This window comes from Micromonospora sp. HUAS YX12 (assembly GCF_040215685.1).
GTDB lineage: Bacteria > Actinomycetota > Actinomycetes > Mycobacteriales > Micromonosporaceae > Micromonospora > Micromonospora tulbaghiae.
The window spans coordinates 1,042,406-1,064,656 of sequence record NZ_CP157974.1 but is presented as its reverse complement, the minus strand read 5'-3'; the positions used below and the strand labels follow the sequence as shown (position 1 = coordinate 1,064,656).

The following is a 22,251-nucleotide window of genomic DNA, read 5'->3' as shown; positions in this document are numbered from 1 at the left end:
ACCGAGGAGAACACCATGAACACGGCGACGAAGCTCAGCGGCTTCGCCCTCGGCCTCGTGGCGGTGTTCGGCGCGGCGTACGGGATCGGCAACCTGGCCGATCCCGTCGCCCCGGCCGCCGAGACACGCCACGACGACAGCGACAGCGACCACGGGGCCGGCGACGACACCGGCCACGGTGACGAGAACGGCCCCTCCGCGCACCTGCCCGGCGGGCTGCTCGTCTCCGAACGCGGCTACACGTTCCAGCCCGCCGCCGCCCCGGCCGGGCAGTTCGCCTTCCGGATCACCGGCCCGGACGGCGCGCCGGTCACCCGCTTCGAGGTGGCCCACGACAAGCGCATGCACCTGATCGTCGCCCGCCGGGATCTGTCCGGGTTCCGGCACGTCCACCCGGAGATGACCGGCGACGGCACCTGGCGGGTCGCCTCGCCGCTCGGCGGCCCCGGCGTCTGGCGGGCCTTCGCCGACTTCACCCCGGAAGGCGGCGAGCCGCTGACCCTCGGCCTGGACGTCACAGTCCCCGGCGAGCTGGCCGCCCGGCCGCTGCCGGCGCCGGTGACCAGCACAACAGTCGACGGCTACACGGTCACCCTGACCGGCACCCCGGAGCCCGGCCGCACCAGCCGGCTCACGCTCTCCGTCAGCCGCGACGGGCGGCCGGTCACCGACCTCGCGCCCTACCTCGGCGCGTACGGGCACCTGGTGGCGCTGCGGCAGGGCGACCTGGCGTACCTGCACGTGCACCCGGAGGGCACGCCCGGCGACGGGCGCACACCGGCCGGTCCGGCGATCACGTTCGCGGCCGAGGTGCCCTCGGCCGGGGCGTACCGTCTCTACCTGGACTTCCGCCACGGCGACGCGGTGCACACCGCCGAGTTCACCGTCCTGGCCGGCGACCAGACCGCGCCGGCGCCCGCCGCGCCGGCATCCACCACCGCACCGACCCCGGACGCCGGACACGGCACCCCGGGGCACGGGCACAGTTGAGCGCCGGAGGTGCCGCGATGACTACCACGGGAAAGGCGCTGCCCACCGCGCCGAACCTGATCGAGCTCGCGATCGGCGGGATGACCTGCGCGTCCTGCGCCGCCCGGATCGAGAAGAAGCTCAACCGGATGGACGGCGTCGAGGCGACCGTGAACTACGCCACCGAGAAGGCCACCGTCCGGTACGCCGACGACATCGCGCCGGCCGACCTGATCGCCACGGTCGAGAAGACCGGCTACACCGCAGTGGTGCCGCCGCCGCCCGAGCAGGCGGAGACGGCCCCGGCCGGGGAGCCGGTGGACGAGCTGCGCACCGCGCGTACCCGGCTCTGGGTCTCCGCCGTGCTCACCCTGCCGGTGGTCGTGCTCGCCATGGTTCCGGCCTGGCAGTTCGACTACTGGCAGTGGGCCTCGCTCACCCTGGCCGCCCCGGTGGTGGTCTGGGGCGGGCTGCCGTTCCACCGCGCCGCCCTGGTCAACCTGCGGCACGGCGCGGCGACCATGGACACGCTCGTCTCGCTCGGCACGCTGGCCGCGTTCGGCTGGTCGCTCTGGGCCCTGTTCCTCGGCGACGCCGGCATGCCCGGGATGAAGCACCCGTTCAGCTTCGACATCACCCGCGGCGACGGCGCCGGCAACATCTACCTGGAGGCCGCCGCCGGGGTGACCGTGTTCATCCTGGCCGGGCGGTACTTCGAGGCCCGCTCCAAGCGCACCGCCGGCTCGGCGCTGCGCGCCCTGCTCGAACTCGGCGCCAAGGACGTGGCGGTGCTGCGCGGCGGGCAGGAGATCCGGATCCCGGTCGGCGGGCTCGCGGTCGGCGACCGGTTCGTGGTCCGGCCCGGCGAGAAGGTCGCCACCGACGGCGTGGTCGAGGAGGGCACGTCGGCGGTCGACGCCAGCATGCTCACCGGCGAGTCGGTGCCGGTCGAGGTGGGGCCCGGCGACGCCGTGGTCGGCGCGACCGTGAACGCCGGCGGCCGGCTGGTGGTCCGTGCCACCCGGGTCGGCGGCGACACCCAGCTCGCCCAGATGGCGCGCCTGGTGGAGCAGGCGCAGACCGGCAAGGCGGCGGTGCAGCGGCTCGCCGACCGGATCTCCGGCGTCTTCGTGCCGATCGTGATCGCGCTGGCCGCCGGCACGCTCGGCTGGTGGCTCGGCACCGGCTCCGGGCCGACCGCCGCGTTCACCGCCGCGGTGGCCGTACTGATCATCGCCTGCCCGTGCGCGCTCGGCCTGGCCACGCCGACCGCGCTGCTGGTCGGCACCGGGCGCGGCGCGCAGCTCGGTGTGCTGATCAAGGGGCCGGAGGTGCTGGAGTCCACCCGCCGGGTCGACACCGTGGTGCTGGACAAGACCGGCACCGTCACCACCGGCCGGATGGCGCTGGCCGAGGTGCTGCCCGCCGGCGGCGAGGACGCCGCCGAGCTGCTCCGGGTCGCCGGCGCGCTGGAGGCCGCCTCCGAGCACCCGATCGCGCGGGCCGTCGCCGAGGCCGCGGCCGAGGCCGGGCCACTGTCGCCGGTCGGCGAGTTCGCCAACGCCGAGGGGCTGGGCGTTGCCGGCACCGTCGACGGCCGGACCGTGGTGGTCGGCCGGGCCCGGCTGCTGCGGGAGCGGGGTCTCGACGTACCCGAGGAGGTCGTGCGGGCCGCGACCGGCGCGGAGGCCGCCGGGCGGACGGCGATCCTGGCCGGCTGGGACGGGCGGGCCCGGGGCGTGCTCGCGGTGGCCGACGCGGTGAAGCCGACCAGCCGGGCGGCGGTCGCGCGGCTGCGTGAGCTGGGCCTGAAGCCGGTGCTGCTCACCGGCGACAACACCACGGTGGCGAAGGCGGTGGCGGCCGAGGTCGGCATCGACGAGGTGATCGCGGAGGTGCTGCCCGCCGACAAGGTCGACGTGGTCGAGCGGCTCCAGCGCGAGGGCCGGGTGGTCGCCATGGTCGGCGACGGGGTGAACGACGCCGCCGCGCTGGCCCGGGCCGACCTCGGGCTGGCCATGGGCACCGGCACCGACGCGGCCATCGAGGCCGCCGACCTGACGCTGGTCCGGGGCGACCTGATGGCCGCGGCGGACGCCATCCGGCTCTCCCGGCGGACGCTGGCGATCATCAAGGGCAACCTGTTCTGGGCGTTCGCCTACAACGTCGCGGCGCTGCCGCTGGCGGCGGCCGGGCTGCTCAACCCGATGCTGGCCGGGGCGGCGATGGCGTTCTCGTCGGTGTTCGTGGTGGGCAACAGCCTCCGGCTGCGGCGCTTTCGCCCGATCGGGTGAGGGGATTGGGCGGACCGCCTCCGGGGTAACCAGTTGTCGTCAGGCAACCGCATCAGTGGAGGTCATCATGGGTCTGGACGACAAGATCGACAACACGTCGCAGGACGCCACGGGCAAGGTCAAGGAGGGCGTCGGCCGGGCGACCGACAACGAGCGCCTCGAGGCCGAGGGCCGCAACGACCAGGCCGGTGCCAAGCTCAAGCAGGCCGGCGAGAAGATCAAGGACGCCTTCAAGAGCTGAGTACGCGAGCACACACCCACCGGGTCGGCCCACGGGCCGGCCCGGAGTGCTGTGTACGGACGGTGAGAATCCTGAGTGGCGGATGCCACCGTCCACATCGATCCGGCGGGACCATCGGGACCGGCTCCGGTGCATAGGATGCGAAGCGACCTCGAATGCGGAGGAGCTCGTCGATGGCCGATCCTGCCGACCCGTCCGGCTTCGGGCGGGTGCTGTCCGAAACCATGGCCGCGCTTCTGCGGCAGACCGCCGCGGGCGAGCAGCCGGCACCGCCGGAAGGCGTGGGCGAGGCCGCGGACGGCCTGATCCGGGTGACCGTCGGCCCACCCGGGCAGGTCACCGGGCTGACGCTCGACCCCCGAGTCATGCGGATGGCCAGCGAGACACTCGCCGAGGAGATCGAAGCGGCGGTCAACGCCGCGCTCGCCGACCTGCGGGAGCAGGCCGCCACCGCCCCCGGCGAGGTCGACCTGGGTTCGCTCGGTGAGCAACTGCGCCGCATCCAGGCCGACGCGGGGCGCCAGTTCAGCATGTTCACCGACGCTCTGATGCAGGCCCAGGACCGGCTCGCCCGCCAGGACGGGCGCTGATGCCGGTCGAGGTCGATCCGGAGCGGCTGGGCGCCTCCGGGTCGGCGCTGGACGGCGTCGCGACCCGGTTCGGTGCGGCGTTGACCGCCTTCCGGGCCGAGCTGGCCGGCTTCGGCCGGCCCTGGGGGTCCGACGACATCGGCTCACTGATCGGCGCCGCCCACGACGAGGTCTCCGCGTTCGCGTTCGAATGCTTCGACAGCGCGCTCGACGAGATCGCCGCCGCCGGTGCCGACCTCGGCAGGATGGCCGTCCGCTACGCCGAGACCGAGGCGGCCATCACCCGCAACCTCGACGGCCTTCGGCGGATGCTGGGAGGCTGAGCATGGGCATGGAACTACCCGGCGAGCTGCGGTCGCTGCTCGGTGTCCTCGGCTACACCTGGCCCGAGGCGGACGAGACCAAACTCTTCGAGATGGGCAATGCCTGAATCCGGTTCTCCGGCACCCTCTCCGGCGTGGTGAGCGAGGCGAACACCGGGGCGGCCACGGTCTGGACCCAGCACACCGGGCAGGACATCACCGCGTTCCAGACCTGGTGGAACAAGGAGGACAGCCCGGCCGACAGCCTGCGCGACGGCGTCACCGCCGCCGTGCTGACCGGCACCGGCCTGATCATCTGTGGCGCGATCGTGCTCGCACTCAAGGTCGCCGTCATCGTGCAACTGGTCATCCTGGCCATTCAGATCGCGCAGGCCATCGCCACCGCGGCGGTCACCTTCGGCGCCTCGCTGCTGGAGATCCCGATCTTCCACGCGCTGGCCCGGACCATCGTCGGCAACCTCGTCCAGGAAGCCCTCTGGAAACTCGTCGACGGGTGAGGTGACATGGGCGGGGGTAAAGCAGGCGGCCGGCTGATGCGGGCCGCGTTGCGCTTTCTCAAGCGGACGAAGACGCGTAACCGGCCCGACCGGATGAACCCGCACTTCACCGAGCATGTGATGGGCGGCCACGTGAAGCCGGGCATGCCCAAGGGGTCGGGCTACCACTACCGGCCCGGCGGGCAGGACTTCCCCGACCGGCGGATCAAGCCGGGCACGACCCAGCGCGACACCCGCACCGGCGTCTACACCGCTGAACCCGAGTTCTTCGACCCCACACTGGACCCGCCGAACGGAAGGTGGAAGGCCAAGGCGGGCAACGGCGGCGTCAGCACGTTCTTCCCCGACCACTGGACCCCGGCGCAGGTCGACAACGCCATCCCCGCCGCCTTCCAGAATGCCGTTCCGGCCGGCCCGAACAAGTGGCGCGGGACGTACAAGGGGGTAACGATAGAAGGCTTCTACAATTCGTCCGGCGGGTTCACCCATGGATGGCCTGTCTTCCCGACGGCAGGAGGCGGTCACCCGTGAGCTTCATGCGGTTCGCATACGATCAGTTCGGACTCCCGGTCTTCCAGGCCGACGGCAAGCGCTTCGACGCGCTAGGCTCATGGCTCACCACCGACATCTCCACCCATGCCCTGGTCGCATTGGACGCGCTGGCCATGCTGGCGGACGTGGCTCAGGGCCGACCGCCGTTCGAGGAGTGGAGCAGCGAGAACTACGAGGTGACCTTCGAGCCGGAGGGCGTCTCCATCAGCAACCAGTGGGTCGACAGCGAGCACGGCCGGTACCCGCTCCCGGAGTTCCGGGAGGCGCTGGAACAATACTGGGCGTTCCTGCGCAACAGCCCCGACAATCCGAACGTGGTGCGGGACTTCCACCCCGACCTGCCGCACTGGGAAGCGGCGTTGCTGCGCTGGGAGGAGAAGTGGGGCCGGCCGCACCCGGACCGGGGACGTTTGTTCTGAACGGACTCGTGGGCACGGCTCGGCGGTTGCCGTGAGTTCGATCGCGTTCTCCAACGACGAGTTCCGGCTACCGCTCTACCGCGTCGACGACGCCCGGTACGAGACGTTGGCAGCGTGGTTGATCACCGACATCTCGGTCTCCTTCAGCGCCTGCCTTGCCGCGCTGGCCCTGGTCGACGACGCGTCGAACGGCCGGGCGCCCGTCGAGGAGTGGGACAGCGACAGTTTCGACGTCCAGGTGGACCGCTGTCGCATCAGGTTCCAGAACCAGTTGCTCGAGTCCCAGCACGGCGAGTATTCCGTTCCGGAAGTTCGCGATGCGGTGGAGCGGTACTGGGGCTTCCTGGTCGGCCGGCCGGAGCGCGCCGACCTGATCCGGGAGTATCGCCCGGACCTCCCATGGTGGAAGGCGGAGCTGCTCCAGTGGGAGGAACGGTGGGGCCGGCCGCATCCGTACCGGGGACGGTTGTTCTGACCCGAGCCGGTCCGCGCGGAACTCACCGGCCGGCCAGGCGCGCGGCGCGTACCTCCAGGTAGCGCCGCTCCGGCAGGCTCGTGGTGGCCCGCGCGGCGGCCAGGTACGCGGCCCGGGCCTCCGTACGGTCGCCGGCCATGTCGAGCAGGTGCGCGCGGACGGCGGCGAGCCGGTGGTGGCCCGCGGTCCGGTCGTCGGTGTCGAGCGTGGCCAGCAACGCCAGCCCGGCACGCGGGCCGTCCACCATGGCCACCGCGACGGCCTGGTTGAGCGTGACCATCGGGTTCGGCGCGACCCGCGCCAGCACCCGGTAGAGCGCGACGATCTGCCGCCAGTCGGTGTCCTCCGCGGTGGGCGCCTCCGCGTGCACCGCGGCGATCGCCGCCTGCACCTGGTACGGCCCCGGCGCCGACCAGGTGAGCGCCTCGGCCACCAGCGCCACCCCCTCGGCGACGGCGTCCCGGTCCCACCGGCCTCGGTCCTGCTCGGCCAGCGGCACCAGCTCACCGTCCGGCCCGGTACGGGCGGCCCGGTGCGCGTCGGTGAGCAGCATCAGCGCCAGCAACCCGGCTACCTCGCCGTCGTCCGGGAGAAGCCGGCGCAGCTCCCGGGTCAGGCGGATGGCCTCCCCGGTCAGCTCGGCCCGGTGCAGCGCCTCGCCGCTGGACGCGGTGTAGCCCTCGTTGAAGATCAGATAGAGCACGCGCAGCACGGCGCCCAGCCGCTCGTCCCGGTCGGCCGGCGACGGCAGCGTGAAACGCGCACCGGCCGCCTCGATCCGCTGCTTCGCCCGGCGGATCCGCTGGCTCATCGTCGCCTCCGGCACCAGGTACGCGCGGGCGATCTCGGCCGTGCTCAACCCGCCCACGGCGCGCAGCGTGAGCGCCACCTGCCCGCTCACCGGCAACGCCGGATGGCAGCAGAGGAACAGCAGCCGCAACGTGTCGTCCCCGCTGGGCGGCTCCTCGTCGGCGGGCGGCGCGACCGCCGCGTACGCGGGCTGCCGGACCGCCACCGCCACCTCGCGTTCCCGGCGGGCGTGCTCGCTGCGCCACTCGTCGGTGAGCCGGCGCGTGGCGACGGTGACCAGCCAGGAGCGGGGGTGGTCCGGCAGGCCCTGCTGCGGCCACTGCACGGCGGCGGCGAGCAGCGCCTCCTGGACGGCGTCCTCGCAGGCGTAGAACTGGCCGTGGCGGCGGACGAGCACGCCGAGGACCTGCGGCGCGAGCGTACGCAGCAGGTCCTCGACCACCCCGGAGGTCACATCTCCGTCCCGGCCTGCTCCATCACCGCGCGCACCTCCAGCACGCCGAAACCGTGCCGTACGTCCGGCCAGCGCGCGGCGATCTCGGCGGCCCGCTCCGGGGTCTCGCAGTCGACCGTCAGGTAGCCGGCGAACTGCTCCTTGCTCTCCATGAACGGCCCGTCGGTGACCTCGACGCCGCCGGCCGCCGGACGTGCCGTGCGGGTCTGCGAGGGGTGGGCCAGCGCCTCCCCGCCGACCAGCTCGCCGGACTCGGTCAGCTCCTTCATGATCTCGTCGACCTCACCGAAGATCGCGGTGCGTTCCGCCTCGGACAGCTCCTCCACGAAGCCGGGCCGGTTCCAGATCAGCAGCATGTACTTCACGGTGCACTCCTCGGGTGCGGGCCACCGGCGGTGGCGCCTCGCAGACGGGTCGGAGCCGGTCCGCCCGATCCGACATCATCCCCCGGGAGAGTTCAGCGACCCCCGCGAAGCGGACGGCGTGCCGGGCGGCCCGGGTCGAGCGAGGCCCGGTCGGCCGCGCTGGTGCCGGAGACCCAGCCCTGCTCGTCGCGCACCTGGAGCCGGTGCCGGGTGGTGCCGGGAAAGAGCTGGTCGGCCCGTTCCCGGACGGCGTCCGAGCGGGCCGCGAGCACCGGCAGCAGCCGGTCGTCGTCGAGTTCGTCGACCGCTGCCGCGCTCGCCTCCCGCAGCCGGTCGCCGATGCGCAGCGCGAACGCGTTGAGGAACGACTCGTCGTAGCCCTTGGTACGCCGCCCGCCGGACTTGCCGCGCTCACCCCGGCCGCGCAGCATCGCGGCGGTGGCCTGCACGAGCAGTGAGGTGTGCAACAGCTCGACCGCCGCCAGGTCGGCCGGGAAGCCGAGGACCGTGGCGAAGCCCAGGTCGTCGGACCACACCGACTCGCACCGGTTCGCCGCCGCCACCTCCTGGATCAGCAGCGCCTTCGCCGCGGCGTACGGGGCGTCGACGCCGATCCGTACGCCGCCCGGGCCGCCGGACCGCTCCGCCCCGGCGTCGAGCAGTGCCGCGTCGATGCTGTGCCGGGCCATCAGCTCCTGCGCCTTCGCGGTGAACGCCTCCGCCTCGGCCGGGTAGCCGGTCGACTCGGCCTTGGCCAGTAGCGCGCGTACCCGGTCGAGCATCCGGGAACCGCTCGGTGCCGCGGCGGCGAGTGCGGTGCCCGCCGAGCCGGGTGGCGGGCGGAGCGCCGCGATCGGCGGCAGCCCCGCCACCAGGACGACCGCGTCGACCGCGTCCCGCAGCGCGGTTATCCGGTCACCGTCGGCCCGCCGCTCCAGCCAGCCCGCGTCGTCGTCCCAGCGGGCGCCCGTCTCGGTGAGCTGTTCGTCGAACCAGGCCGGGACCGGCGCGGGCAGGGCGCGCCGCTGCGCGGCCATCGCGTCGCGCAGCAGCCGGGCGCCGCGTGGGGTGAGCCGCCGGGTGGCGAGCCGGTCCAGGTCGGCGGGCTGCCAGCCGCGCGGCCAGAGCCGGCCCACGTCCCGTGTCAGCCGGGCGAGCAGCGCCGCGTCCACCGCCGCGCCGTCGGCCACCACGAGCCCGTCGAGGGCTCGCTCGGCAGCGTGTACGTCGGTGCCGCGCGCGGTCGCGACGGCGGCGTCGAGCAGTCGCTCGGCTGGTGACACGGGTGGCTCTCCCTGAACTCCGACAGGCGGCAGGTCGCCCACCCCGGCACCGACGGTACCCGGCCGCCCGTTCAACCGTCCGGGCCCGGCGTCCGTACTCCTGCCCGGAGCGGGGCGGCGCGACGGATGGAGATCGACGTGGGCGGGCATGACCGGGGGCTGCACCGGCGACGGCGGAGGTCGCGCTCGGGGCGGTTCCTGGCGGTGGTCCTGGTCGGGGCCGCGCTCGCCGTCGGCGGGTACGCCGCGCGGCACCCGGACCTGCTGGACCGCATCGAGGTGCGGCGGACCGTGCCGGCGGCGGCACCGAGCGCGCCCGCACCGGACGCCCGCCCCACGCCGACGGCCGCGCCGACGCCGGTCCCGGCGGCCGGCCGGGTGGCCCCCGGCATCGGCTACCCGGCCCGGGGCGCCGGCACCTTCCGGACCGCCGACACGGTGGGCGCGGTCGCCGGTAGCTCCGGTGAGCTGCTGCGCTACCGGGTCGCGGTCGAGGACGGCATCCGCGACGTGGACGTGGAACGCTTCGCCCGGGAGGTGGCCGCCACCCTCGCCGACCGGCGTGGCTGGACCGGCGACGGCCGATGGCGGCTGCAACGGGTGGGCCGCGACGACCGGGCCGACTTCACGGTGCTGCTCACCACACCGGTGACGCGGGGGCGGCTGTGCGGCGACCCGGCCGACCGCTACACGTCCTGCCGCAACGGTGACCGGGTGGTGATCAACGTGGCCCGCTGGGTGTACGGGGTGCCGCACGTGACCGACCTCTCCCGGTACCGGCAGTATCTGCTCAACCACGAGGTCGGCCACCGGCTGGGCCGCGGCCACGAGCGCTGCCCCCGAGCGGGCGGTCCGGCGCCGGTGATGGTGCAGCAGACGCTCGGCCTGCACGGCTGCACGCCGAACCCGTGGCCGATCGTGGGCGGCGAACCGCTCGCCGGGCCGCCCGGCCAGTACGACGACCCGATCCCGGCCGGGGACCGCTGAGCCGGCCCGGTGGCCGGGCCGACGGGTCGGCCCGGCCGGCCGTCAGCGGGAGAACGAGGCCCAGATGTTCTTGGTCGTCTCGGTGGCGTACCAGCCCACGTCGAGTGAGACCGACTGGGCCAGGAACAGACCCCGCCCACCCGAGTCCGTCGGGCTGATGTCGTTCAGTTCCGGCACGGTGCTCACGTCGTGGTCGGCCACGTCGAGCAGGAACCGGTCGTCGGTGGCGAGCAGCGTGATGATGGTGGGCGGGCGGCCGTGCCGCAGCGCGTTGCTCGCCAGTTCGGTGGCGACCAGCACGACCAGGTGCGGCACCTCGTCCAGATCCTCACCCTGCACCAGGCCGTGCCGGTTCAGCGCGTCGCGGAGCGAGGCGCGCAGCCCTCGAAGATCCTCGGGACTGTCCAGCACCCACTGCTCCAGCTCCGAGGCCTGTGGTGGCGGCGGCGAGGTGCGCAACTGTCCCATGATCTGGCTTTACCCTGCGTAGCCGTTCGCTAAGCAGGTCAGCGCCGCAGCAACGCGAACACGCCCCACCCCAGGTACTCGCGCTGGAAGCGGACGTACCGCAGCGGATCCTCGGTCAGTTCCCGCCGCAGTTCCGGGGCCAGTTCGTCGTCCGGGTTGGCGTCGAGCCAGCGGCGCAGGTTCAGCCAGTGCGCGGCGGCGTACCGGTCCCAGCTGTCCTGGTCGGCGAGGACCATCTCGACCAGATCCCAGCCGCAGTCGCCGAACGACTCGACCAGGCCGGGCAGATCCTTGAACTCGTCACGGGACCGGGCGTGCGAGCCGGTGACGGCCTCGTCGTCCGGCGGGTCACGCCGCCAGTAGGGCTCGCCGACGAGCGCCATGCCGCCCGGCCGCAACGCCCGGTCCAGCAGCTCCAGCGTGCCGGGCACCCCGCCGCCGATCCAGGTCGCGCCGACGCAGGCGGCCACGTCGACCGGCCGCTCCGAGGTGTACGCTGCGGCGTCGCCGTGCACGAAACGTACCCGGTCGGTCACGCCCAGTTCGGCGGCGCGCTCCCGGGCGGCGGCGGTGAAGGCGGTGCTCAGGTCGACCCCGGTGCCGGTGATCCCGTGGTCGCGGGCCCAGGAGCAGAGCAGTTCGCCCTTGCCGCTGCACAGATCGAGCAGCTCGTCGCCGGGGCGCAGCCGGATCGCCCGGCCCAGCGTGGCCAGCTTGACGTCGTCGATCGGGTTGAGGATGCGCAGCTCGCCTTCGCGGATGGTGAACTGGCGCGGCAGGTCCGGTGAGGTCATCCGTGGAGGGTGCCGCCGCCCGGTGACGCGGAGCAACGGAATTCCGGTCTGGGCCGGTCCGGGTCTCCTGGGGTACGGTCACCGCATGGTGGTCGAGGAACACTGGTGGAACGGCGTCAGCAACCCGCGCGGACGGCGTGACGTCTACATCTGCACCGACGGAAGCCAGTGGCAGGTTCAGGCGCAGATCGGTGGGGCATCCGGCCGATCCAAGATCCAGCAGTGCCCGAGCCGAGGCTCGGCGAGCATCCTCGCCGGGGCGTGGCGTGCGAGCGGCTCCGGCTGGCGGGCGATGCCGCGCTGACCGTACGCTCAGTCACGAGGGCCGTGCGCAGCGCGATCGACGAGTGGCTCGGCGACCTCGCGCGACTTGCGGTTGGAGTCCTGGGACGCCCGGGCCGGGATGGGCCTGCGGCATGAGCTGTGACGTCCTCGTGCGAAGCGACGCCGTCGGCCCGCCCCTACGACCCGGAGCGGGCGGGTACGACGGGACGTGCCGACCTCTCGCTGGCGGCCGGTAGCGCGGGGCGATCGACGACCTCGAACGCGGTGAGTGTGCCGGTGACGCCGAGGACGCGCCGGACCACCGGAGAGGGCCGGTGCAGGATCAGCCGCCGCCCGTGCTCGGTGAGGATCCGCTGCGCCAGCACCAGCGCGCTGGTGCCGTACGCGCCGAAGAAGCCGACCTCCGACAGGTCGATCACCACGAGTGGGGCGGACGCCGCGACGGCGGTCTCGACGAGTTCGGTGAGCAGGTGCGCGTTGCTGAGGTCCACCTCGCCGGCCACCGCGATCCGGGTCACGTCGACGCCCGTGTCGCAGCTCAGCCACATGATCGGCTCGTCCGGGCGGAGCGCCCCGGACGCCGTGGAAACGTGATGACAGCCGAAGACCGGCCGTTCGTCCGACATGGCACCTCCCGCCTCAGATCCGAGGAGGCTCCCGGCGGGATTCGCCGCGAGCAGGAGGGCGCATGTCTTGACCCGTACCCAACATACGTCGACCGGGTGGACATCGCAGCGCGGGACGCGTTCGGACCCGCCCGTGCCGGGTACCGTCAGCGGAACGACAGGCACCGATGACCCCGCCCGGACAGGACACGAGAATGGAATCCGCCCGCATGGACCCAGCCGACGCCCTCGCGGAGCTGAGCCGGATCCGGCTCGACGAGGTGGCGCTCGACGACGTCCTGGCACGCGTCGCCGAACTGGCGAACCGGGCGGTACCGGGCAGCGTGGACGTCTCCGTCTCCCTGGTGCAGGCGGGCGCGAACCGGGCCGTCGCCTACACCAGCGACCTGGCCCGCAGCCTCGACGAGTGGCAGTACGAGCACGACGACGGCCCCTGCCTGGACGCCTCGGTCAGCGCGGTGAGCGTCTCGCTGCCCGACCTGGCGGAAGAGCCGCGCTGGCCGGGCTGGGCGGCCCGGGCGCGGGCGGCGGGTGTGCAGAGCTCGCTGTCGATCGGGTTGCCGATCCAGGAGGCGGTCACCGGGGCACTCAACGTCTACGGGGGCACGACCCACGCGTTCGACAAGGCGTCGATCGAGTTGGCGGAGGAGTTCGCCGCGTACGCGGCAGTGGCGCTCGCCAACGCGCACCTCTACGAGAGCACCGCCACGCTGGCCAGGCAGATGCAGGAGGCGATGCGCAGCCGGGCCGTGATCGAGCAGGCCAAGGGCATCATCATGGGGCAGCGGCGCTGCTCGGCCGAGGAGGCGTTCACGCTGCTCGCCAAGCTCTCCCAGGACTCCAACCGCAAGCTGCGCGAGGTGGCCGAGGCGCTCGTCTCCCGCGCCGCCGCCCGCTGAGGTCCAACGCCTCGCCGCTCGTGACTTCGCCGCCGCTCGCGACGGCCGCCGCGCGTGAAGGCGGTGTGAAAAGCGGCGGTGATCCCGTACCGGATCCGTCAAAGCCGTCGACCGTGCACACCCGGCCCGGCTGGTATGGCCCGCGAAGGACGTACTGACGCGGGAGGCGGAAGTGGTACGAGATCGGGCGGACGGGTGCACCGGATTCCGGGTGGCGACCGGCGCCGTCGTGGTGGTCGGCGCGGCACTGGTGGCGGCCGGGGTGTTCGCACCCGGCGAGCGGCCGGGGCGCGTCCTGGTGATGGCGGGCGTCGTCGGGGCGTACGCCGCTGTGGTGGCCGATCTGCGCGCGGTCGCGGCGGTGGCCGCGCTGGGTGCGGCGGTCTTCGTCGGGTTCCTCGCGCACCGCTACGGCGAGCTGACCGGGCCGGGCGACGCCTGGTCCCAGGCCGTGCCGATCGGGTTCGCCGCGGTGCTCGGTGCCGGCTACCGGCACCTCCGGTCGATCGGCGCCGAGGCCCGTCCGGTGACCCGGATCACCGGCGCCGGAGGCGGCGTGAAAAGCGCGTCAAGAAACCGCGGCCGCGCGTGATGGTCGCGTCAAGACCCCTGTCCGTCCGGCGGATACGGCGTTGTGATTGCCCGGCGCGGCCGGGAGGCGGTCGCGAGGACATCTTCCGCTAGGAGAGATCAGCCGTGTCTGACGTGCTGTTCGTGTTGCTGACGGTGGGGCTGTTCGCGGCTCTCGCCCTCGTGGTGAGGGGCGTGGAGAAGCTGTGAGCGCCGTCAACGCCGTCGGCCTGGTGCTGGCGATCGGCCTGGGCGTGTTCCTGGTCGTCGCCCTGCTGTTCCCGGAGCGATTCTGATGAGCATGACGACAGCCGGCGTGCTCTTCGTCCTGTCGCTGGTGGCGGCGCTCGTCGCCGTGCACCGGCCGTTCGGCGACTACATGCACCGCGTGGTCGCCGGAACCCGGTCGTCCCTCCTCGAGCGGGGGATCTACCGGCTGGTCGGGGTCAACCCGGCCGCCGAGCAGACCTGGGGCGTGTACGCCCGCTCGGTGCTGGCCTTCTCGGCCGTCTCCCTGCTGTTCCTGTACGCCTTCCAGCGTCTGCAGAACCACCTGTGGCTCTCGCTGGGCTTCGACCCGGTGGTGCCGCACGGCGCCTGGAACACCGCTGTGTCGTTCGTGACCAACACGAACTGGCAGTGGTACTCGGGTGAGTCGACGATGGGCCACCTGGTGCAGATGGCCGGCCTGGCCGTGCAGAACTTCGTCTCGGCCGCGGTCGGCATCGCCGTGGCGGTGGCGCTGGTCCGGGGCTTCGCCCGCAGCCGCACCGGCGAGCTGGGCAACTTCTGGGTCGACCTGACCCGGGTCACGCTGCGGATCCTGCTGCCGATCGCGGTGCTCGGCGCGCTCGCGCTGATGCTCGGCGGCGTGGTGCAGAACCTGTCCGGCGGGACCGACGTGACCACGCTGACCGGAGGCACCCAGACCGTCACCGGCGGGCCGGTGGCGAGCCAGGAGGTCATCAAGGAGCTGGGCACCAACGGCGGCGGCTTCTACAACGTCAACAGCGCCCACCCGTTCGAGAACCCGACCACGTGGACGAACTGGCTGGAGATCTTCCTGATCCTGCTGATCCCGGTCAGCCTGCCCCGGGTCTTCGGCCGGATGGTGGGGCAGAAGCGGCAGGGCTACGCGATCGTCGCCGTGATGGCGATCCTGGCGCTCGCCGGCATCACCCTCACCAACGTCTTCGAACTGACTGGCGACGGCACGGTGCCGCAGGCGGTCGGCGCGGCGCTGGAGGGCAAGGAGGTGCGCTTCGACGTGTCGAACTCGGCCACGTTCGCGGCGGCCACCACGCTCACCTCGACCGGCGCCGTCAACTCGTTCCACGACTCGTACACCGCGCTGGGCGGCATGACGGTGCTCGGCAACATGATGCTCGGCGAGGTCGCCCCCGGCGGGGTCGGCGCCGGCCTGTACGGGCTGCTGATCCTCGCGGTGATCACGGTGTTCGTGGCCGGCCTGATGGTCGGGCGCACCCCAGAATACCTGGGCAAGAAGATCGGCTCGCGCGAGATCAAGTTCGCCTCGATGTACTTCCTGATCACCCCGGCGCTGGTGCTCACCGGCACCGCCGCCGCGTTCGCCACCGGCAACGACTCGACAGCGCTCAACGTCGGGCCGCACGGGCTGTCCGAAGTGCTCTACGCGTTCACCTCGGCGAGCAACAACAACGGCTCCGCGTTCGCCGGCATCACGGTGAGCACGCCGTGGTGGAACATCGCGCTCGGGCTCTGCATGCTGCTCGGCCGGTTCCTGCCGATCATCTTCGTGCTCGCGCTGGCCGGCTCGCTGGCCCGCCAGCAACCCACACCCGCCTCCGAGGGCACCCTGCCGACCCACCGGCCGCTGTTCGTCGGCATGGTCGTCGGCGTCACGGTGGTCCTCGTCGCGCTCACCTTCCTCCCCGCACTCGCGCTCGGCCCGCTGGCCGAAGGGCTGTGACCACCATGAGAGACAAGGACATGACAGCACCTGTTCAGACCGCCGACGCGCCGGTACCCGGCACACCGGACCGCCGGGACAACCGGGTCGGCGGCGGGCTGCTCGACCCTCGCCAGTTGCTCCGGTCGCTGCCGGACGCGCTGCGCAAGCTCGACCCACGCACCCTGTGGCGCAACCCGGTGATGCTGATCGTGGAGATCGGCGCGCTGTTCACCACTGTGCTCGCGGTGGCCGACCCGTCGGTCTTCGCGATCGCGATCACCGTCTGGCTCTGGCTCACCGTGATCTTCGCGAACCTGGCCGAGGCGGTCGCCGAGGGGCGCGGCAAGGCGCAGGCCGACACGCTGCGCCGGGCCAAGCAGGACACCATCGCCACCCGCCTGGTCGGCTGGACGCCCGGTGCCGCCGCGAACGCGTACCGGGACGAGGCGGTGCCCGCCCCGCAACTGCGTCAGGGCGACGTCGTCCTGGTCGAGGCCGGGCAGGTCATCCCCGGCGACGGCGACGTGGTGGAGGGCATCGCCAGCGTGGACGAGTCGGCGATCACCGGCGAGTCCGCCCCGGTGATCCGGGAGTCCGGCGGCGACCGCAGCGCGGTCACCGGCGGCACCCGGGTGCTCTCCGACCGGATCGTCGTCCGGATCACCCAGAAGCCGGGCGAGAGCTTCATCGACCGGATGATCGCGCTGGTCGAGGGCGCCAACCGGCAGAAGACGCCGAACGAGATCGCGCTCAACATCCTGCTGGCGGCGCTGACGATCATCTTCCTGCTCGCGGTCGTCACGCTCCAGCCCATGGCGATCTTCGCGAAGGGCTACCAGGCCGCCGCGCCGGACACGGCGGCGATCACCGACTCCGGCGTCACCGGCGTCGTCCTGGTGTCGCTGCTGGTCTGTCTCATCCCGACCACGATCGGCGCGCTGCTGTCCGCGATCGGTATCGCCGGCATGGACCGTCTCGTGCAGCGCAACGTGCTGGCGATGAGCGGCCGGGCGGTCGAGGCGGCGGGCGACGTCAACACGCTGCTGCTGGACAAGACCGGCACGATCACGCTCGGCAACCGGCAGGCCGCCGAGTTCCTGCCGGTGACCGGTGTGGACGCGGCCACGCTCGCCGACGCGGCGCAACTGTCCAGCCTGGCCGACGAGACCCCCGAGGGCCGGTCGGTGGTGGTGCTGGCCAAGAACGAGTTCGGGCTGCGCGAGCGCGAGCCCGGCCTCATCCCGCACGCCACGTTCGTGCCGTTCACCGCGCAGACCCGGATGAGCGGCGTCGACCTCGACGCCGACGGCGACGTCCGGCACATCCGCAAGGGCGCCGCCGCCGCGGTGATGAAGTGGGTACGCGAGAACGGCGGCCACCCGACCGAGCAGGTCGGTGAACTGGTCGACGCGATCAGCGGCACCGGCGGCACGCCGCTCGTGGTGGCCGAGCACGTGGCCGGGGAGCCGGCCCGGGCGCTCGGCGTCATCCACCTCAAGGACGTGGTCAAGGCCGGGATGCGGGAGCGCTTCGACGAGATGCGCCGGATGGGCATCCGGACCGTGATGATCACCGGTGACAACCCGCGTACCGCGAAGGCGATCGCCGACGAGGCGGGCGTGGACGACTTCCTCGCCGAGGCCACGCCGGAGGACAAGCTCGCGCTGATCAAGAAGGAGCAGGAGGGTGGCCGGCTCGTCGCCATGACCGGCGACGGCACCAACGACGCGCCCGCGCTGGCCCAGGCGGACGTCGGCGTCGCCATGAACACCGGCACGTCGGCCGCGAAGGAGGCCGGCAACATGGTCGACCTCGACTCCGACCCGACCAAGCTGATCGAGATCGTGGAGATCGGCAAGCAGTTGCTGATCACCCGGGGCGCGCTGACGACGTTCAGCATCGCCAACGACATCGCGAAGTACTTCGCGATCATCCCGGCCATGTTCGCCGGCATCTACCCCTCGCTGGACCGGCTCAACATCATGCGCCTGGCCGGCCCCGAGTCGGCGATCCTCTCCGCCGTCGTCTTCAACGCGATAGTCATCGTGGCGTTGATCCCGCTGGCCCTGCGCGGCGTGCGCTACCGCCCGGCCAGCGCCTCGACGCTGCTGCGCCGCAACCTGTGGCTCTACGGCCTCGGCGGCATCGTGGTGCCGTTCGTCGGCATCAAGCTCATCGACCTGCTCGTCCAGTTCGTCCCGGGGATCTCGTGATGCGCCTTCCCAGTTGGCTCTCCCAGCACCTGGCCGCCCTGCGCGCGGTGCTCGTCTTCACCGTGCTGCTCGGCCTGGTCTACCCGCTCGCCCTGGTCGCCGTGGGCCGGTTGCCTGGCCTCGACGGCAGGGCGGACGGCTCGCTGCTCACCGTCGGCGGCCGGACCGTCGGCAGCTCGCTGATCGGCCAGTCGTTCACCGACGCGGACGGCAACCCGATCCCGCGCTACTTCCAGTCCCGCCCGTCGGCCGCCGGGGACGGCTACGACCCGACCGCCACCGCGGCGGGCAACCTCGGCCCGGAGAGCGTGGTGGACACGCTCACCGGCGACGAGGAGACCTCGGCGCAGAGCCTGCTCACCCAGGTCTGCGCCCGCAGCAAGGCGGTCGGCGAACTGGACGGCGTGGACGGGCGGCGCCCGTACTGCACGCCGGACGGGGTGGGCGCGGTGCTGGCCGTGTTCCGCGCCGACGGCCTCACCGGCCGGATCACCCGCGTGGTGAGCGTCAACCAGGCCGCGCCCGCGACGCCGTTCGTCACCACCTGGCAGGGCGTACCGGTGGAGGCGGCCCAGCCCGGCCACGACTACGTAGCCGAGGGCGGCATCGTCACCCCGGTCCGCGGGGACGCCCCGGCGAGCCCGGCCGTACCGGCCGACGCGGTCACCGCCAGTGGCAGCGGCCTCGACCCGCACATCTCTCCGGCGTACGCCCGGATCCAGGTGGCCCGCGTGGCGCGGGAGCGCGGCGCGGACCCGGCGGCGGCGCGGCGGCTGGTCGCCGAGCACACCACCGGGCGGGCGCTGGGCTTCATGGGCGAGCCCGGTGTGAACGTGCTGGAACTCAACCTCGCCCTGGACGAGGCGTTCCCGGCGCGCTGACGGAACTGTTAAGAAGGGCCCCCGCCACCTTGCGAGGCGTTAACAGGGGGCCCTTCCTTCCACTCAGGGAGGATGGACGCTGTGGGCAGGGGTGAACTGCGGATCCACCTCGGGGCCGCCCCGGGCGTCGGCAAGACGTACGCCATGCTCGAGGAGGCCCAGCGCCGGGCCGAGCGCGGCACCGACGTGGTGATCGGCCTGGTCGAGACGCACGGCCGCCGGCACACCGCCGAGATGATCGGCGACCTGGAGGTGGTGCCGCGCCGGTCGATGACCTACCGGGGCGTCGAGTTCACCGAGATGGCCCTGGACGCGGTGCTGGCCCGGCGGCCCGAGGTGGTCGTGGTGGACGAGCTGGCCCACACCAACGTGCCCGGCTCCCGCCACGACAAGCGCTGGCAGGACGTGCAGGAGCTGCTCGACGCCGGGATCAGCGTGCTCTCCACGGTCAACGTGCAGCACCTGGAGTCGCTCAACGACGTGGTCGCGCAGATCACCGGCACCACCCAGCGGGAGACCGTGCCGGACCAGGTGGTCCGGGCCGCCGAGCAGGTCGAGCTTGTGGACATGACGCCGGAGGCGCTGCGCCGCCGGATGGCGCACGGCAACATCTACCGGCCCGACAAGATCGACGCCGCGCTCGGCAACTACTTCCGGGTCGGCAACCTCACCGCGCTGCGCGAACTGGCGCTGCTCTGGCTGGCCGGCAAGGTCGACGAGCAGCTCGACGCGTACCGGGCGCAGCAGGGCATCTCCGACACGTGGGAGGCGCGGGAACGGGTGGTCGTCGCGCTGACCGGCGGGCCGGAGGGCGAGACGCTGATCCGCCGGGCCGCCCGGATAGCCGCCCGAAGCAAGGGCGCCGACCTGCTCGCCGTGCACGTGGCCCGCAGCGACGGGCTCGCCGGGGCCGACCCGGCCCAGCTCGCCCGGCAGCGGGTGCTGGTGGAGAGCCTCGGCGGCACGTACCACCAGGTGCTCGGCACCGACATCCCGGCGGCACTGCTCGACTTCGCCCGGGGCGTCAACGCCACGCAGCTCGTGCTCGGCGCGAGCCGCCGGGGCCGGTTCGCGCAGGTGTTCTCCCGGGGCGTCGGGGTGACCACCACCGCGCTGTCCGGCCCGATCGACGTGCACCTGGTCACCCATCCGGAGGCGGGGCGCGGGCGCCGGGGCACGTCGGTGCCCGCCGCGCTGTCGCGGCGCCGGCGGCTGATCGGGTACGCGCTCGCGGTGCTCGGCATGCCCCTGCTCACGCTCGTGCTGCGGACGCTGCCCGATCTCACCCTGACCAACGACATCCTGCTGTTCCTCGCCGGTGTGGTGGGCGTGGCGCTGGTCGGCGGGCTGTGGCCCGCGCTGGTCGCCGCGCTGGGCGGCTCACTGCTGCTCAACTGGTTCTTCACCCCGCCGTACCGGACGCTCACCATCGCCGAGGCGGACAACCTGCTCGCCCTGGGCGTGTTCGTCGGCGTCGCCATCGCGGTGAGCTGGGTGGTCGACGTGGCGGCCCGGCGTACCCGGGAGGCGGCGCGGGCCTCCGCCGACGCGCAGACCCTGGCCACCGTCGCGGGCAGCGTGCTGCGCGGCGAGCGACCGCTGCCCGCGCTGCTGGACCGGCTGCGGGAGACGTTCGGGCTGCGCGCGGTGAGCGTGCTGGAGCTGACCGACGAGGCCGGGGGACGCCCGGCCCGAGCCCGGGGGGCGGACGCCTGGCGGGTGGTGGCGAGCGTCGGCGAGCGGCCGCCGGGCAGCCCGAGCACGGGCGAGACGGTGGTGCCGGTCGACGACCGGCTCAGCGTGGTGCTCGCCGGCCGGCGGCTGGAGGCGGCCGACCGCCGCGTGGTGGAGGCGTTCGCCGCGCAGGCCGCCGTCGCGCTGCGCCAGGAACGGCTGGCCGAGGAGGCCGCGACCGCCCGCCCGCTGGCCGCCGCCGACCGGATGCGGACCGCGCTGCTCGCGGCGGTCAGCCACGACCTGCGTACGCCGCTGGCGTCCGCCAAGGCGGCGGTGAGCAGCCTGCGCAGTCACGACGTCGAGTTCGACGCGGACGACCGGGAGGAGCTGCTCGCCACCGCCGACGAGTCGCTGGACCGGCTGGGCCGGCTGGTGGCGAACCTGCTCGACATGAGCCGGTTGCAGGCCGGCGCGCTGGGCGTGAGCGCCACCGCGATCGGGCTGGAGGACGCCGTACCCCGGGCCCTCGACGAACTGGGCCCGGCGGCGGCCGAGGTGACCACCGACATCCCGGCCGACCTGCCGGCGGCGCTGGCCGACCCGGGCCTGCTGGAGCGGGTGCTGGTCAACATCGTGGCGAACGCGCTGCGGCACAGCCCGCCCGGCCGGCCGCCGGCGATCACCGGCAGCGCGCACGCCGGGCAGGTCGAGCTGCGGGTGATCGACACCGGGCCGGGCATCCCGGAGGACCAGTGGGAGCACGTCTTCCTGCCGTTCCAGCGCCTCGGCGACCGGGACAACCAGACCGGGGTGGGCCTGGGACTCGCGCTGTCCCGGGGGCTCGCCGAGGCGATGGGTGGCAGCATCACCCCGGAGACCACGCCCGGTGGCGGTCTCACCATGGTGCTGCGGCTGCCGGCCGCCACCCAGCCGGAGGGGCCGCAGGAATGACCCGGATCCTGGTCGTCGACGACGAGCCGCAGATCCTGCGCGCCCTGCGGATCAACCTGCGGGCCCGGGGCTACGACGTCGAGGTGGCCGGCACCGGCGCCGCCGCGCTCAAGGCCGCCGCCGCGCACCCGCCGGACCTGGTGGTGCTCGACCTCGGCCTGCCCGACCTGGACGGCACCGACGTCATCCGGGGCCTGCGCGGCTGGACCGCCGTGCCGATCATCGTCCTCTCCGGGCGGGCCGGCAGCGAGGACAAGGTGGCCGCGCTCGACGCGGGCGCCGACGACTACGTGACCAAGCCGTTCGGTGTCGACGAACTGCTGGCCCGCATCCGGGCGGTGACCCGGCGGCTCGCCCCGGCCACGCCCTCCGTCCCCGCGCTGCGGATCGGCCGCAACACCGTCGACCTGGCCGACCGGACCGTCACCCGGGACGACGGCGCCGAGGTCAAGCTCACCCCCACCCAGTGGGCCATGCTGGAGAAGCTGCTGCGCAACCCCGGCAAGCTGGTCAGCCAGCGCCAGTTGCTGCACGACGTGTGGGGACCGGAGTACCACCACGAGACCAACTACCTGCGGCAGTACATGGCCCAGCTGCGGCGCAAGCTGGAGGACGACCCGGCCCGTCCCCGCCACCTGATCACCGAGCCGGGCATGGGCTACCGCTACCGCCCCTGACGTTTGCGCGAGCGCCGG

Annotated in this window: 24 protein-coding genes and 1 pseudogene; 19 read left to right on the top strand and 6 right to left on the bottom strand. The window is 73.2% G+C overall.

The features are described 5' to 3' along the window. Positions 1–15 precede the first annotated feature (15 nt). The 9 genes and pseudogenes from ABIH81_RS05280 to ABIH81_RS05240 all read left to right on the top strand — a co-directional run bounded on the left by ABIH81_RS05280 (position 16) and on the right by ABIH81_RS05240 (position 6,360). Positions 16–990 carry a hypothetical protein gene (locus ABIH81_RS05280; RefSeq protein ID WP_349879276.1) on the top strand — a complete coding sequence of 325 codons (975 nt, stop codon included), beginning with the start codon at positions 16–18 and terminating at the stop codon, positions 988–990. 17 nt (positions 991–1,007) lie between these two features. Next, entirely contained in the window at positions 1,008–3,263 is a 2,256-nt protein-coding gene (locus ABIH81_RS05275; RefSeq protein ID WP_349879275.1) for a heavy metal translocating P-type ATPase, read from the top strand. Between the two features lie 67 nt (positions 3,264–3,330). Next, the gene (locus tag ABIH81_RS05270; RefSeq protein WP_349879274.1) at positions 3,331–3,504 is read left to right on the top strand and encodes a CsbD family protein; all 174 of its coding nucleotides are present in this window, start codon (positions 3,331–3,333) and stop codon (positions 3,502–3,504) included. Positions 3,505–3,677: 173 nt separating this feature from the next. Next, a complete protein-coding gene (locus ABIH81_RS05265; RefSeq protein ID WP_349879273.1) occupies positions 3,678–4,094 on the top strand; it encodes a YbaB/EbfC family nucleoid-associated protein in 417 nt (138 codons plus the stop codon). Then, positions 4,094–4,417, top strand: a complete 324-nt coding sequence (locus tag ABIH81_RS05260) for a hypothetical protein (RefSeq protein WP_349879272.1) — start codon at positions 4,094–4,096, stop codon at positions 4,415–4,417. The genes ABIH81_RS05265 and ABIH81_RS05260 overlap by 1 nt, the downstream gene beginning before the upstream one ends. A gap of 2 nt (positions 4,418–4,419) precedes the next feature. Continuing rightward, positions 4,420–4,914, top strand: a pseudogene (locus ABIH81_RS05255) (hypothetical protein). A 6-nt stretch (positions 4,915–4,920) separates the two neighbouring features. Further along, positions 4,921–5,445, top strand: coding sequence for an EndoU domain-containing protein (locus ABIH81_RS05250; protein WP_349879271.1), 525 nt, complete (start codon positions 4,921–4,923; stop codon positions 5,443–5,445). A 5-nt stretch (positions 5,446–5,450) separates the two neighbouring features. Next, the gene (locus tag ABIH81_RS05245) at positions 5,451–5,885 is read left to right on the top strand and encodes a hypothetical protein (protein ID WP_349879270.1); all 435 of its coding nucleotides are present in this window, start codon (positions 5,451–5,453) and stop codon (positions 5,883–5,885) included. 31 nt (positions 5,886–5,916) lie between these two features. Beyond that, a complete protein-coding gene (locus ABIH81_RS05240; RefSeq protein WP_349879269.1) occupies positions 5,917–6,360 on the top strand; it encodes a hypothetical protein in 444 nt (147 codons plus the stop codon). Positions 6,361–6,382: 22 nt separating this feature from the next. Here ABIH81_RS05240 and ABIH81_RS05235 read toward each other — a convergent pair whose 3' ends face one another. From ABIH81_RS05235 to ABIH81_RS05225, 3 genes are all read right to left on the bottom strand, one after another. Further along, positions 6,383–7,624, bottom strand: a complete 1,242-nt coding sequence (locus ABIH81_RS05235) for a sigma-70 family RNA polymerase sigma factor (protein WP_349879268.1) — start codon at positions 7,622–7,624, stop codon at positions 6,383–6,385. Then, complete coding sequence (locus ABIH81_RS05230; RefSeq protein WP_258545409.1) at positions 7,621–7,980, bottom strand: YciI family protein; 360 nt, start codon at positions 7,978–7,980, stop codon at positions 7,621–7,623. Before ABIH81_RS05230 ends, ABIH81_RS05235 begins: the two co-directional genes overlap by 4 nt. A gap of 101 nt (positions 7,981–8,081) precedes the next feature. Next, positions 8,082–9,272, bottom strand: coding sequence for a DUF2786 domain-containing protein (locus ABIH81_RS05225; RefSeq protein ID WP_349879267.1), 1,191 nt, complete (start codon positions 9,270–9,272; stop codon positions 8,082–8,084). 126 nt (positions 9,273–9,398) lie between these two features. Here ABIH81_RS05225 and ABIH81_RS05220 point away from each other — a divergent pair, with 126 nt between their 5' ends. Then, on the top strand, positions 9,399–10,259 hold the full coding sequence (locus ABIH81_RS05220) for a DUF3152 domain-containing protein (protein WP_349879266.1): 861 nt from the start codon (positions 9,399–9,401) through the stop codon (positions 10,257–10,259). Positions 10,260–10,301: 42 nt separating this feature from the next. On the opposite strand, the gene ABIH81_RS05215 is transcribed toward ABIH81_RS05220, so the two are convergent. Together ABIH81_RS05215 and ABIH81_RS05210 are read right to left on the bottom strand one after the other, a co-directional pair. Continuing rightward, positions 10,302–10,727, bottom strand: a complete 426-nt coding sequence (locus ABIH81_RS05215; RefSeq protein ID WP_349879265.1) for an ATP-binding protein — start codon at positions 10,725–10,727, stop codon at positions 10,302–10,304. Positions 10,728–10,765: 38 nt separating this feature from the next. Beyond that, on the bottom strand, positions 10,766–11,521 hold the full coding sequence (locus ABIH81_RS05210; RefSeq protein ID WP_349879264.1) for a class I SAM-dependent methyltransferase: 756 nt from the start codon (positions 11,519–11,521) through the stop codon (positions 10,766–10,768). A gap of 85 nt (positions 11,522–11,606) precedes the next feature. Between ABIH81_RS05210 and ABIH81_RS05205 the strand changes: the two genes are divergently transcribed. Next, positions 11,607–11,825: a hypothetical protein gene (locus ABIH81_RS05205; protein ID WP_349879263.1), complete on the top strand. Its 219-nt coding sequence runs from the start codon at positions 11,607–11,609 to the stop codon at positions 11,823–11,825. A gap of 157 nt (positions 11,826–11,982) precedes the next feature. Here the strand turns inward: ABIH81_RS05205 and ABIH81_RS05200 are convergent, their stop codons facing one another. Next, entirely contained in the window at positions 11,983–12,432 is a 450-nt protein-coding gene (locus ABIH81_RS05200) for an STAS domain-containing protein (protein ID WP_349879262.1), read from the bottom strand. 194 nt (positions 12,433–12,626) lie between these two features. On the opposite strand from ABIH81_RS05200, the gene ABIH81_RS05195 reads away from it, so the two are divergent. The 8 genes from ABIH81_RS05195 (at position 12,627) to ABIH81_RS05160 (ending at position 22,233) form a co-directional block, all read left to right on the top strand. Continuing rightward, on the top strand, positions 12,627–13,331 hold the full coding sequence (locus tag ABIH81_RS05195) for a GAF and ANTAR domain-containing protein (RefSeq protein ID WP_349879261.1): 705 nt from the start codon (positions 12,627–12,629) through the stop codon (positions 13,329–13,331). A 211-nt stretch (positions 13,332–13,542) separates the two neighbouring features. Continuing rightward, complete coding sequence (locus ABIH81_RS05190) at positions 13,543–13,923, top strand: hypothetical protein (RefSeq protein ID WP_349879260.1); 381 nt, start codon at positions 13,543–13,545, stop codon at positions 13,921–13,923. Between the two features lie 184 nt (positions 13,924–14,107). Further along, on the top strand, positions 14,108–14,197 hold the full coding sequence (kdpF, locus tag ABIH81_RS05185) for a K(+)-transporting ATPase subunit F (protein ID WP_036343797.1): 90 nt from the start codon (positions 14,108–14,110) through the stop codon (positions 14,195–14,197). Then, positions 14,197–15,852 (top strand): potassium-transporting ATPase subunit KdpA, encoded by a 1,656-nt coding sequence (gene kdpA, locus ABIH81_RS05180; protein ID WP_349879259.1) that lies wholly within the window; start codon positions 14,197–14,199, stop codon positions 15,850–15,852. Before kdpF ends, kdpA begins: the two co-directional genes overlap by 1 nt. Before the next feature lie 20 nt (positions 15,853–15,872). Beyond that, positions 15,873–18,047, top strand: coding sequence for a potassium-transporting ATPase subunit KdpB (kdpB, locus tag ABIH81_RS05175; protein WP_349879258.1), 2,175 nt, complete (start codon positions 15,873–15,875; stop codon positions 18,045–18,047). Continuing rightward, positions 18,047–18,928, top strand: coding sequence for a potassium-transporting ATPase subunit C (locus ABIH81_RS05170; protein WP_349879257.1), 882 nt, complete (start codon positions 18,047–18,049; stop codon positions 18,926–18,928). The genes kdpB and ABIH81_RS05170 overlap by 1 nt, the downstream gene beginning before the upstream one ends. An 81-nt stretch (positions 18,929–19,009) precedes the next feature. Further along, positions 19,010–21,556 carry a DUF4118 domain-containing protein gene (locus tag ABIH81_RS05165; RefSeq protein WP_349879256.1) on the top strand — a complete coding sequence of 849 codons (2,547 nt, stop codon included), beginning with the start codon at positions 19,010–19,012 and terminating at the stop codon, positions 21,554–21,556. Further along, on the top strand, positions 21,553–22,233 hold the full coding sequence (locus ABIH81_RS05160) for a response regulator (RefSeq protein ID WP_349879255.1): 681 nt from the start codon (positions 21,553–21,555) through the stop codon (positions 22,231–22,233). Before ABIH81_RS05165 ends, ABIH81_RS05160 begins: the two co-directional genes overlap by 4 nt. The last annotated feature ends 18 nt before the right edge of the window (positions 22,234–22,251 follow it).